Source organism: Bartonella sp. MR168JLCBS, from assembly GCF_042194175.1.
In genome coordinates this window covers 39,053-51,881 of record NZ_JBHIMP010000002.1, presented here as the reverse complement: position 1 = coordinate 51,881, position 12,829 = coordinate 39,053, and the positions used below count along the sequence as shown (strand labels likewise).

The 12,829-nt window shown below is 35.4% G+C and carries 7 protein-coding genes and 1 pseudogene; 3 read left to right on the top strand and 5 right to left on the bottom strand.

What is annotated here, in order from left to right:
• Window positions 1–531 precede the first annotated feature (531 nt).
• Window positions 532–1,710 (top strand): annotated as a pseudogene (locus ACFIK8_RS02240) (type ISP restriction/modification enzyme); the annotation flags it as partial.
• 2,443 nt (window positions 1,711–4,153) lie between these two features.
• Here ACFIK8_RS02240 and ACFIK8_RS02235 read toward each other — a convergent pair.
• Both ACFIK8_RS02235 and ACFIK8_RS02230 read right to left on the bottom strand, forming a co-directional pair.
• On the bottom strand, window positions 4,154–5,527 hold the full coding sequence (locus ACFIK8_RS02235) for a glutamate--cysteine ligase (RefSeq protein WP_375635796.1): 1,374 nt from the start codon (window positions 5,525–5,527) through the stop codon (window positions 4,154–4,156).
• Between the two features lie 68 nt (window positions 5,528–5,595).
• Entirely contained in the window at window positions 5,596–6,339 is a 744-nt protein-coding gene (locus ACFIK8_RS02230) for a 16S rRNA (uracil(1498)-N(3))-methyltransferase (protein ID WP_375635797.1), read from the bottom strand.
• A 235-nt stretch (window positions 6,340–6,574) separates the two neighbouring features.
• On the opposite strand from ACFIK8_RS02230, the gene ACFIK8_RS02225 reads away from it, so the two are divergent.
• On the top strand, window positions 6,575–6,718 hold the full coding sequence (locus tag ACFIK8_RS02225) for a hypothetical protein (protein WP_012754785.1): 144 nt from the start codon (window positions 6,575–6,577) through the stop codon (window positions 6,716–6,718).
• Window positions 6,719–7,031: 313 nt separating this feature from the next.
• Here the strand turns inward: ACFIK8_RS02225 and ACFIK8_RS02220 are convergent, their stop codons facing one another.
• Window positions 7,032–8,912, bottom strand: coding sequence for an AsmA family protein (locus ACFIK8_RS02220; protein ID WP_375668930.1), 1,881 nt, complete (start codon window positions 8,910–8,912; stop codon window positions 7,032–7,034).
• Between the two features lie 314 nt (window positions 8,913–9,226).
• Between ACFIK8_RS02220 and folD the strand changes: the two genes are divergently transcribed.
• On the top strand, window positions 9,227–10,126 hold the full coding sequence (gene folD / locus ACFIK8_RS02215; RefSeq protein WP_375652830.1) for a bifunctional methylenetetrahydrofolate dehydrogenase/methenyltetrahydrofolate cyclohydrolase FolD: 900 nt from the start codon (window positions 9,227–9,229) through the stop codon (window positions 10,124–10,126).
• Between the two features lie 66 nt (window positions 10,127–10,192).
• On the opposite strand, the gene edd is transcribed toward folD, so the two are convergent.
• The gene (edd, locus tag ACFIK8_RS02210; RefSeq protein ID WP_375635800.1) at window positions 10,193–12,016 is read right to left on the bottom strand and encodes a phosphogluconate dehydratase; all 1,824 of its coding nucleotides are present in this window, start codon (window positions 12,014–12,016) and stop codon (window positions 10,193–10,195) included.
• Between the two features lie 56 nt (window positions 12,017–12,072).
• Window positions 12,073–12,825 (bottom strand): 6-phosphogluconolactonase, encoded by a 753-nt coding sequence (gene pgl, locus ACFIK8_RS02205; RefSeq protein WP_012754781.1) that lies wholly within the window; start codon window positions 12,823–12,825, stop codon window positions 12,073–12,075.
• Window positions 12,826–12,829: the final 4 nt, after the last annotated feature.

Sequence of the window (12,829 nt, the reverse complement as noted above, 5' to 3'; positions counted from 1 at the left end):
AATTTATGCTCTCATAAAATAGTTAAAAAAGAGAAATATAAACAACATTCATTGCATCTTAATACCGAACAATTCCAGCATATCTTATCCTATCAATATCCTTACCTCTCTCTTTTGCTATTTGAACTGAAGCGAGCTTTTCAAGAAAGGATGAATTAACAATCGAACATTCATGATTTTTCTAGAAAATACCTTTCATAGATTCTTTCTTTGCTTTCAATGAACGCTTTTTTATTTTTCGAATTTTTTTTATAGTCATAAAAAAGACTTTAAAAGCCACAATGCCTATTGAACGACAATACATTGATTTATAATAAATAATTTACTATTTTGCATATTAAATGAGAGTCCCGAATAACGTAAGATTCTCTCATTTCAAACCTGTTTATCTTGAATCAATCAAAATCATTTTCTTGCACGTCACAAGCAGAGCTGGCGTGTGGATAAAAAATGTATAAGAAAGGTGTAGAAATACCTCTTATGAAACGTCTTAATGCAAGAGCTGTCGCAACATTGGAGGACGGAGCTTGGGCAGAAAATATAAATAATATGATTGCTTTTTATAATAGCGCAGTAAAACGTTTTAACGATACATATCTATATGCTGATCGAACAACACGTGTACGTGCCGTAGATAATTTTATCACTTTAGATATAAAGTTGTAGTTATAATGTTAAGCAAGAACTAATAAGAGGAAGGGTTTTTGAATTTGAAAAGACATGCCTCATGCAAAGTTCGTATCGTTCTTTTACACGACTATGGCTTTATTATAATCGTATCTTCAATGACGGAGTTTATCAGATACCACATGTATTCCCTATGGGGCAAGCAGTAGAAAATAGAGTCATAGAAATTACAAGCATAGGAGCACGAAGCGGTTTTTCTGTGTTGATAGCTAAGAATTTACCTAATCTAGATGCAATAGATACAGGCCAATGCTTTCCACGGTATCTTTATAAAAATGTTGAATCTTCTATAACTGATCATGATGAGAAACAATCCCATTTGTTTACAAATTCAATAAAGGAAAGAAAAACATCTGGTTTACAGAGGCGTGATGCCATCACTGATAAAGGATTAGCGCATTTTAAGCTGCTTATCCTAGTGAGACCATAACTAAAGATGATCTATTCTATTATGCTTACGGATTATTGCATTCAAAAGATTACCGTACTCGCTATGCTCATAATTTATGAAAAATTTATGCAAAGAATTGCCTCGTATCCCTTGTGTAAAAAGCGCTGAAGATTTCTGGATATTGTGACAACAGAGTGTGAATTTGATCACTTGCACATGAATTATGAAAGTGTGGAGCCTTATCTTGTGACCTTTAAAAAAGGGTAATCCAAAACTGACTGACATCTCTAATCCCGAAAAGTTTTATTACGTGACAGAAATGAAATTCGCAAAAATTAAAAATAGTAAGGAAAAGGATAAATCTACTTTATTTACAACAGCAATATCATCATGACAGACATCCTTCTTGAAGCTTATGAGTATATCGTTAATGGCAACCCCACTCTTGAATGGGTTATGGAGCGTCAATGTGTAAAGACAGATAAAAAGAGTGGCATTGTTAATGATGCCAATCGCTATGCTCTTGGAACCATTAGTAACCCTGCTTATCCATTAGAGTTGTTTCAAAGGATCATACTATAAATTTAGAAACAATGAAAATTATTAAGAAACTACCAAAATTAGAAGTGTGAGAAACCGAATAGACTTATGAGGTTAACACACCTCATAAAGGTCTCTTGTGTATTGCTTTAAAACGGCAGTCTATAACTTTAATCATCTTATTAAGTTTATTACCTACAATCTTAAAAGGATAGCTTATCATGCGTTATTCTAAAAAAGAAGCTTTGCACTTCTAAACACTGTTATTTGGATTGCTTTTAAAAGATTATATCGTAATCTAAAATGATAGCTTTATTGTTTTGAAAAACTCTGTTGAAAAAGAGCTTTATGTATTCATTTTACTTATAGATTTTGAAGGTGTCTAAAATCCTAAAAATCTTCAAAAATCTCAAAACTAATAACCATAATGGTCTTAATAGCATTTTTTATGACTAGAACCTATCTTTTGAAATGGCTTTAAAGAATCACATGCTTTTCATAAGATTTAATCACTCACTAAAATGATCTATTTTGTCGGTTCAATTTACTGACAGAAAACTGACAAAAATGACAAAAGTCTATTAAAAGGGAGTTTGCTGACCTCTATAATTATCAGTCTCTCTTTAGATGTTTTTATAAAAGGCAATAAAGCGCATTATCATCTTTATCATTTATCTTATGAAAATGAAAAATGGTGCCATGACTATAAAAATATAATAGCTATAGAGCATGCGTGAAAAAAGCAAGTTTTCATAATCACAATGCAAATGAACGCGTTGGTTATAAAGAGCGCGGTGCCTATTAAAGTTGTTCAAATTAGAGCCCCTTATAAACAAAATCTACAAAAATCATTTAGTAAAAAACTGATACGTTATAAAGCTAAAAATACGCATGATGAGAGCGTTTATAAATATTATTAATGTTATAGATAATAAATAACGCAATTGTTTAATAAATTCCACAATATATCTTTAAAATACATAATAAAAAATAATCAAGTAATAAGCATATAAACAATATTTACACATAATATATTTAAAAAATATAAAATTATAAAATATTTATTTACAATAAATACGTATCGTGTTACATAAATTCTAGATATATTAGTTTATATGTTACGAAAAAGCCTTTTCCATACCTTTAAAATACTGATTGTCTTTTATGCTTTTGTTAGTATATGAGTACTTTGTCGGGTGTAGCTATGCCATACAATACCCTTTTATGGGAAATGCAACGCCACTCGTAATCTACATATCATTCAATATAATTTGAAACACAATACCAACAAAAATATCACATATACCATTGATATAACCAAATTAAATGATATCAACCGTCGTAATAGCCCCTATTCAATACCGGCCTATTTATCGAAGATAAGGAGTTAAATCACTCATGAAACGTACCGTAACATTTATTGTTTTATCTTCTCTATTGATCATTTTGTTTGCTGTATTAATATCACTTGGATATACTAAAGTGAATGATCTGAATCCGTACAACGAACTTTATCAGTCATACCTAAAATAACAACTATAGAAATTCAGAATATCGCTACAAAAAGGAAATAGCAAAAGAATAAATTATCTGTATAGAGAAAATGATACCCTGTAATTTTCCTACCCGTTTTAGAAATACATCTATTGCCTTCATGCTGACTGTATAACTATATCGTATAATGGTACAAAAAGGTATAAGAATCCCCTTGAGATCTAGCTACTAAAAAATGGAAGAAGAAAAATTTAAAAGCGCACTAGATATGTTTAGCTAACAAAAAAGTTTTTGTTGCCCGTCTCTGCAAAAACTGAAATTTTTTATTTTTATTCCATACTTTACTCTTGTAACAACAGAATAACACATATTGATATAATATAATCAAATACATGGAGTGAGAATAATAACTGTAAAGAAAAATATCTCAAATGCTGTTTTTCTCATGCATAAAAATTCAATTTATTAATATTTAATGATGTAATTAACACCTTAATTCTATATATTATAATCTCTATTTCTATCTCTTTACATAATATATTTCTTTTTTATATAAAAATAAATTTGAGTTATACATACACAGATCTATCGGCATTTTTTCTACTGTCTTTTTAGCTTACTGAACGATTGATATCGTAATTTTTGTATAATAAAATGCTCTTTCATATAAGCATCGTACATTGAATTATAATAACGGACTATTAAACGCAAATTATATTTTTTATCCCTTTTAAAAGTGAAAAATATTATTTTCAGACCTATTCATAAGTGGGATGAGCTATGTGAATAAAAAATGTTTGATAATAAGCTTAAGTATATCTTTTATGAGCTATCTTTAGCACAAAGGTACAACATTAAGATTACGGAAATATCGTGATATTATTGGGTATAAAAATCACACTGCCCAAGAGATTTTTGTATTGTACCCTTTATGAGAAATGTTAAAAGAAAGGCAGGATATGCTCTCTAGAGCAAATGAGTGAATGAGCCACCACGGTGATATGCATTTTTTAAAAAGTAGGAAGTCTCTTTTCTTCAAATTTAATAGGCACATTCTAAAAATAAAGGTTCTACAGATTCATTCCAAATAGAATAGTAATAAGACAAAAATTTTTCAGCATCTGTTTGTCCCATTGCAACAACCTCTTCTAAAGGATTAAGAAAATTTGTTTCATCAAAACCATTCGTATCATACTGTTTGCGATTTTTTAAGCCTTTGCGGGCAATAGCAAGAGCTTGTCGTGCTAACTCTAAAAGAATAGTTTGACGAAAAGGAGTTTTTAACCCTTCTTTAGGAACGCGTTGGCGCACATCTAAAACTTCTTCAAAACACCAATCTTTTGTCAAAGCTTCTGCCTCATTAAGTGCTTCCCTATCATAAAGAAGCCCGACCCAAAAAGCCGACAACGCACAAATGCGCTTCCAAGAACCGCAATCAGCTCCTCTCATTTCTAAAAATCTTTTTAAGCGGACTTCAGGAAATAACGTTGATAAGTGATTAATCCAATCTCCCATGTTTGGAATTGAATTTGCAACTTGTCCTTTTAATGCTCCATTCATAAACTGACGAAATGTTATATGTGTACAATCATAATAACGACCATCACGCACAACAAAATACATTGGAACATCAAGAGCCCATTCAACATAATCAGCAAAACCAAAACGCTCAGAAAATATAAAGGGAAGAACGCCTGTCCTCTGATTATCCGTATTACGCCAAATTTCAGAACGCCACGACAAAAAGCCATTTGGGCGTCCTTCTGTAAAAGGTGAACTTGCAAATAATGCTGTTGCAATGGACTGTAACTTCATAGATACTTGCATTTTTCGCCGCATATCACTTTCAGATGAAAAATCAAGATTAACCTGAACTGTTGATGTGCGATACATCATATTAAGACCATTATGCCCCACTTTAGGCATATAATCAGTCATAATCTGATAACGTGATTTAGGCATTCGCGGCGTTTCAGCTAAAGTCCACTTTGGACTAGCTCCAAGACCTAGAAAACCTATACCCAATGGTTCTGCAATTTTTTTGAGAAGAGTTAAATGCTCCATCAACTCGTGATATGTATGGCCTACTGATTTTAATGGTGCACCAGATAATTCAAATTGTCCTCCAGGTTCCAAAGAAATGGCTCCCTGATCAACTGATCCTACAAGCCCAATAATATTCTCTTCATCTAAAATAGGTTTCCATCCTAAGGCGCTTTGCATCCTCTCTAAAAGCGCTTGGATTCCCCTCTCTCCTTCATAAGGAACAGGGTGAAAACCATCTTTATAAAACGGAAACTTTTCATGTTCTGTACCGATACGCCAATCATCTTCTGCTTTATACCCCCCTTGGAAATAGCTAACCAAGGAATCTAAGTTATAAATTTCACTTTCATCAGTTATATCAAGCGCCATAACTTATCGTATCCTATCATTGGTATCATCATCTTAAATGAACTGTTTAGAATGATTTTACAGATTTCTCAATCCATTGCCCAATCCCCCACGGTAGCATTAAGAAGAGCCAAAGCAGCAACAGCGGCAGTGTCAGCGCGTAAAATACGCGGACCTAATGATATTGGAACTACAAAAGGATGTTTTTTTAAAAAGCTCCGCTCTTCTTCACTAAAGCCACCTTCTGGTCCAATAAGAATACCAGGTGTTGTAACGTCACGCTTTTTAAAAGAAGGTAATGGATTATGCGATTTATGCTCTTCATCACAAAAAAATAAAGGCTGTGTCTCATCCCACCGTACTAAAAGTTCTGCTAATGATAGAGCAGATACGCATTCAGGGAGAGATAAAATGCCACACTGTTCAGAAGCTTCAATAACATTGGCTTCCATACGCGCCATATTGATACGCGTAACCTGCGTATGATGCGTTATAACAGGCTGCAAAGTCGATACCCCCATTTCAACAGCTTTCTGCACCATATAATCCAACCGAGCGTTTTTGAGTGGAGCAAAGCAATAAATAAGATTGGAATGCGTCGTTTGTAATCTTTCTTGATGGATAAGTTGAACCACAACAAATTTTTTCTTAACAATGATAAGTTTAGCAAGCCACTCACCATCCTGTCCATTAAAAAGTAAAATTTCTGCTCCTTCTTTCATACGCAGAACGTGCACAAGATAAGAAGCTTGTGCCCCCTCTATCTTTATTTCTTCATTCAAAGCCAATGTCTGTCGTATAAATAATCTTTTAAGTTTATAATTTATGCGCATAAAAATTTTGCCAATGCTCACTATCGTCATCGAAAAAACAAAGAAAAATATATAGCAAAAAGAAAAAATTATATCTATAGAACTATAATATATTAAAGAAATATAGAGTTTTTTTAGCTTTATGAGATAATAATAGGAACTTATAGATCCTTAAGTGATTCTACTTTCATAAAAGTTTAAATAATGCACCATTCATCTTTGCATTCAGTCATTGATGCATCCGTGGAGGAAAAATATGTCTGCTAAAAAAGCTACAATTATTACGATTACAACCCTCTTAGCCTTTATTTTGATTACAGTGGGAATTGGTTCTGTTGGAGCAGATGGGAAGCATACAATTACCAAAGATGGTTATGGTATTTCTTCTGGGATTCAGTAAGCACTGGCCGACATCCCCCTTAAAAATTTAATGTTTTTTAGAAACTTTTATAAGATTTGCATCAATATTATGAATTTCTTGTATTTGAAAGATTCCATAAGAAGGATTTTTATTCCTCTCTTCAATCATTTATCTATATCAACCACACTTATGACGGAGAGAACGATTTTTACTGCTTCACCACGAACGGATTTAAAATGAGAAAATCTTCCGATAGAGTGGGACCTCTGATTTAAATTAAAAGACAATTTTAAGTTGCAAAAAGACGAATTACTATTATAAGATGGAGTGCTATATAGATAAAAAACAATTCTCAATCTGCGTCAATGTCTTTTGTAACCCAAAAATTACCATGGTTTTGCCCTTTAGAGCGTAGAGAAAATGTAAAAGGCCATGCAAGGCTATTAGCGAGACATTGGACATCTTTACATAAAGTTTCTGATCTATAGTTTTTGCGTAGTTGTGCCTGTAATATCAATTCATTCTGCTTCCCTTGCGCGATATCAGTTGCAACGGTTCCTTGAATGGATAAGCTCAAGTCTGCTGTACGCATTAATGACTCTGTCACCTTCATCATACCTTCTGAAAAGCTTGTCTGAATATCCCAGTGATCAAATGTTGTTGAAAAAGTATCATTAGTCATTAAAAGAAATTGTTGTTTATTTAAAAGTCTTGTTTGTAATTCATTCAAATCATATCCTAAGAGCCGACCAGAAGACATCTTCAGTGTTAATTCACCCTGCATTTGCGTAAAAATTTCTCGCCAAGAATCAGCAAGTGTTCGTATCGTTGCAGTAAAATTCGTTTTGCTTTGTATAAATGGAATCAATCCCAAGGTTTCTAAAGTCTCCTGCATATCAATAGAAGCACCTGAAATATTTCCTCCTATACGCACTTTCTGTCCAGCTGGCGTAACTTCAATATTACTTTGCACGGATCCACCAAAAATATTCGCATGTCCAAGATCAAAAATACCATGCCCATTTCTTATTTGTATTGCAGCAGCTAAATTTGTGAGGGAAATATTTCCTATTTTAGCTTGTGGCGCAGAAAGTCGTATATCCACGCCAATACGATCAAAAATTGTCATATCAAAGAAGGAATTTTTCTTTTTACCTGAAAAAAACATTGAACCCAAGAGGCTAAGATCTAGGTTATCAAAGGCTAACGAGCCCATAACATTTGGTACATAATCTTGAAAATCGAGTTTTAAAGCTCCTCGCGCATTGGCTTTCCCCATCGTAAATGTAACATTGTTCATTTGAATATGCATTGGCTGCGCTAAAAAATGAGATTCCCATACAATGGGTATTTTAAATTTATGTCCCCAAAACTGATTTCCACCAACCCAAGACAATGTCTGATTCCATCCCGGAGAACGCATCGATACTTTTCCGTCAAAAATATAATATTCAGATAACCGAGCCTTTCCTGTAAAAGTTATTCCCCCACGTACAGAATTGAGACTTGCCCTAATATGACTTTTTCCTCCTGCAAGAAGCAGCAATGCTTGAGAAGCATCAATTGATAACTTTGTAAATTCTCCGCGCCAACGCGCATCTGCACGTAACCGTACTTCCTGAGTCGATTCCGGACAATCTAAAGTCGCATTTAATCCTGTTATTTTTTCTGCCATCCCCGAAAAACTATCGTGATACACAAGAACACCATTTTTAATGACAATCCGCCCAAAAGGTTGTTTTAAAAGGTGCTCTATCTCTGGATGTTCAGGATTATGTTTTAATATTTCACGCGTATTGCGTATTGCCAACCCTAATGCACCTTGTGAGCGAGAAAACCGATCAAAAAAATCTGCTATTGTTTTAACAGGCTTTTCCATAACAAATTGAGGACGCATAATCCGCGTCTCTGAAAAAGAAACATGTCCCCAAAGAAGATCGACGACAGAAAGATCAACTTCTATTGATTCAGCTTCCATTAATGGCGCAACATCATCCATTTTTGATGTTAAAGTAACGCCAGAAAGAAATGCTTTAGGATAAGGAAAAAGATGTAACCGCGGTGGATCACGCAATTGCACATTGTAACCGGTCCATGCACTCAAATCCTGCGCTAAACGAATACGAATCGCATCTGTAGAGATAAGATAAGGTAAAACGAGAATCCCCACTCCAAATAAAAAGATAATTGTAATAAAAATTCCGCTCAAAAATTTTATTATTCTGATGCGCACAATATCCCTCTATATTTATCCCCCTATAACAGATTAAAAACAAACTTAAATGATCATAAAAAGTTTTTATAACCCTATAATTCACTATATCCACTTTGTATCTTCATTATTTTTGTTCTTTATCCAAAATTTATTCAAACAGCAATGTTGCTGCTTCTTTATAAAGCAATTATTTAAAAGTCTTCAAAACTATAAATCCACAACATTATAAAACCATTCTTACTGTTCTCATATGAATATTGCTATAAAAGTCTATCGTATTATTAGAAAATGCTTTACAAAAAAACAAACAGCCTTACCGAAAGGATCTCTGAATGAATAATATTATCGACGGAAAAAAACTTGCTGAAGAGATTATTGTGAAAGTTAAGGCCGAAACAACAAAGCTCCGCCACCACTATAATATACAACCTAGTATCGCTGTTATTATCGTTGGAGATGATCCCGCAAGTCAAGTATATGTCACCTCAAAAAATAAAAAAGCCGAAGAATGTGGATTTCTTTCAATCAAACATGTCGTTTCCAAAGAAACGCAAGAAAAAGAACTCCTTCAACTTATTGCAACATTAAATTCTGATCCAAAAATTCATGGTATTTTGGTACAGTTGCCTCTCCCTGCTCATATGAATACAAATCGCATAACACAAGCCGTTGCTTTCCAAAAAGATGTTGATGGTTTTCATTATATTAATGTAGGAAAACTCGCGGCAAATGCACTTGAAGATGCGATTATTCCCTGCACACCAGCTGGTGCCATGATGATGATTGAACGACACTGTGGGCAAGATTTATCTGGACTTGATGCTGTCGTTGTTGGACGCTCTAATATTGTTGGAAAACCTATGGCTGCCCTTTTAACAGCAGCCAATGCCACTGTGACAATTGCCCATAGTCGTACCCGTGACCTTGATGATGTGTGTCGAAGCGCTGATATTTTAGTCGCAGCTGTAGGCCGCCCACAAATGATTAAAAAAGACTGGATAAAAAATGGTGCAATTGTTATTGATGTTGGTATTAACCGCGTTGCTGCACCAGAAAAAGGTGTAGGGAAAACACGTCTTGTTGGTGATGTCGATTTTGAAAACGTAAAAGAAAAAGCTGCTGCGATTACCCCTGTTCCAGGAGGCGTTGGACCAATGACAATTGCCATGCTTATGGTTAATACACTCAAAGCCGCCGCGCGATCACACAATCTGCCTATACCAAAATTCTAAGAATTGTAACAATTCCTTGTATATGGTTTTATTGTACATGATTAAGCTTGTTTATTTTTGCATTTTTCATGTCATAAAAACAGATGCCCCTTGATCTGCACGATTAACGGATTGACGAAAAACATGAAAAAGTTCGCGTCCAACACCATGTTCGTTTTTTGAAAGATCAGGAGGTATGATTTTTCGCGCGTTAAATTTTGCTAAATCCTCCAAAAGAGTTAGTTTACCCTCATGAGCATCAAGAAAAACAATATCACCATCCTGCAAACGTGCAATGGGGCCATTATCCATTGCTTCCGGTGTCACATGAATGGCAGCAGGAATTTTTCCTGACGCCCCTGACATACGCCCATCGGTTATCAATGCTACCTTTTGACCGCGATCTTGTAAAACGCCTAAAATGGTCGTTAATTTATGAAGCTCTGGCATACCATTGGCTTTTGGTCCTTGATAGCGAATGACAGCGATAAAATCTTTATCATACAACACTCCAGATTTAAAAGATTTTTGTAGTTCCTCTTGATCATTAAAAACAAAGACTGGTGCTTTAATCTGCCAATACTCTGGTTTAACAGAGGAAACTTTTATAATAGCTGTTCCCAAATCTCCCGATAAAACACGAAGACCACCGTCAGGCTGAAATGGCTTTCTCCACCCTGCTAACACCTTATGATCACCACTTTCCTTGAGAGCCGCTTCACGCACCACATGACCATCAGCAGAAAGCTTTGCTTCAATTGCATAAGCAGTGAGATCTTTACCAAAAACCGTAGAAACATCTTCATGTACTAAACCTGCCTCGATAAGCTCGCGAATAATAAATCCCATCCCCCCAGCAGCATAAAAATGATTGATATCCGCTAAACCATTAGGATAAATGCGCGCTAAAAGAGGCACAGCGGATGAAATTTCTGCAATATCATGCCATGTCAATTTAATACCGCAAACAGCAGCTATAGCAATCAAATGAATCGTATGATTGGTAGAACCTCCTGTTGCATTTAATCCTACAATGGCATTTACAAAAGAACGCTCATCAATGATCATACCAAGTGGCCTATAATGATCACCAAGATCTGTCATTTCAAGTACACGTTTCGTGGCTTCTTTTGTTAAAGCATCACGCAACGGTGTATTCGCATTAACAAAAGAAGCTCCCGGCATATGAAGCCCCATCATCTCCAGTATCACCTGATTAGAGTTAGCGGTTCCATAAAATGTACATGTTCCTGGTCCATGATAAGAACGTGCTTCTGATGCTAGAAGTGTTTGGCGATCTATTTTATTTTCCGCGTAAAGTTGACGTATCTTCGCTTTTTCATCATTACCTTGACCACTTGTCATAGGACCAGCTGGTATAAAAATTCCTGGTAAATGACCAAATGTTAGTGCACCAATCAATAAACCTGGTACAATTTTATCACACACCCCAAGATACAATGCTGCATCAAAGACATCGTGTGATAAGCTTATAGCTGTCGCCATTGCAATTACTTCACGCGAAAAAAGGGAAAGCTCCATCCCCGCATTTCCCTGCGTAACACCATCGCACATCGCGGGAACACCACCTGCAACCTGTGCAACACCACCAACCATACGGGCCGACTCTTTAATTAAGTGAGGAAATTTTTCAAAAGGTTGATGAGCTGAAAGTAAATCGTTATATGCCGTGATAATGCCAATATTCCCAACGATATTTCCCTTCAAACGCTCTTTATCTATTGCACCACAAGCAGCAAAACCATGAGCCTGATTGGCACATCCTAAAAAACTTCGTTTGGGGCGATGAACTTGTGCTTTCGTAATACGATCTAAGTAAATTTCTCGTGTTGATCGAGAACGTTCATAAATCCTTCGTGTAACTGTGGCAATTGTCTTGGAAAGTGCCATATTCCCCTCCCTCTTTCATTGTTGCTTCCCCTCATTCATTGAGAGAGATTACGTTTTTATTCACCTTGTCTCTCATATTCTAATTCACTTATTTCATTATCTGCAGGCGACCAATAAACCTGCACAAGATGAGGGGAATTACGCAAAACTGCCCGAATAGGCATTTCTATTTCAGATCCATCTTGACAAGCTTTTTCAAAACAATCGCGTTTCTGAAAACCTTCGATATGGAGAATAATACAACGAGACTGCATAATAACTGGCAAAGTTAGTGAGAGTCTTGGCTCAACAGCACTCTTAGCATGAAGGGGCAAAACAAGTGCTTGTGTTCGCAGATCAAGCGCTTGCTTTAAACGATCAGCATCAGGAAAAAAAGAAGCCGTATGTCCATCACCCCCCATTCCTAAAACAACAACATCAAAGGGTTTAGGCAAAGTATTAATACGACTCGCCGCTGAAAAAGCAGCAAGTTCAGCAGTAATCGCTTTATGATAAAGCCCTACAAAACGCGCTTTTTCGGCAAAATTTTGTAACAAATGACACCGTACCATATGCTCATTTGAACGTTCATCGTGTGTAGGAACGAAACGTTCATCGACCAAAGTGATAATGATATTTTGCCAATCAATATCCGCTTTTGACAAATAATGAAAAAACAATTCTGGTGTTTTTCCACCAGACACCGCTAAAACTGCTCTCTTACGCTCAAGAACAGATACACTAAGTTCTGCGGCTACTCGATCTGCTAATGCCAAGGCTAAAGTCTGAGGGGTTTCAAAATCTAAACGGTCAATATTCATTCTATACATACTT

What these genes read in the sequence shown, in the direction of transcription:
- ACFIK8_RS02235 (WP_375635796.1), bottom strand. Translation starts at nt 5,527, where the DNA reads ATGGCGCTTGATATAACTGATGAAAGTGAAATTTATAACTTAGATTCC.
- ACFIK8_RS02230 (WP_375635797.1), bottom strand. Translation starts at nt 6,339, where the DNA reads ATGCGCATAAATTATAAACTTAAAAGATTATTTATACGACAGACATTG.
- ACFIK8_RS02225 (WP_012754785.1), top strand. Translation starts at nt 6,575, where the DNA reads ATGTCTGCTAAAAAAGCTACAATTATTACGATTACAACCCTCTTAGCC.
- folD (WP_375652830.1), top strand. Translation starts at nt 9,227, where the DNA reads ATGAATAATATTATCGACGGAAAAAAACTTGCTGAAGAGATTATTGTG.
- edd (WP_375635800.1), bottom strand. Translation starts at nt 12,016, where the DNA reads ATGGCACTTTCCAAGACAATTGCCACAGTTACACGAAGGATTTATGAA.
- pgl (WP_012754781.1), bottom strand. Translation starts at nt 12,825, where the DNA reads ATGTATAGAATGAATATTGACCGTTTAGATTTTGAAACCCCTCAGACT.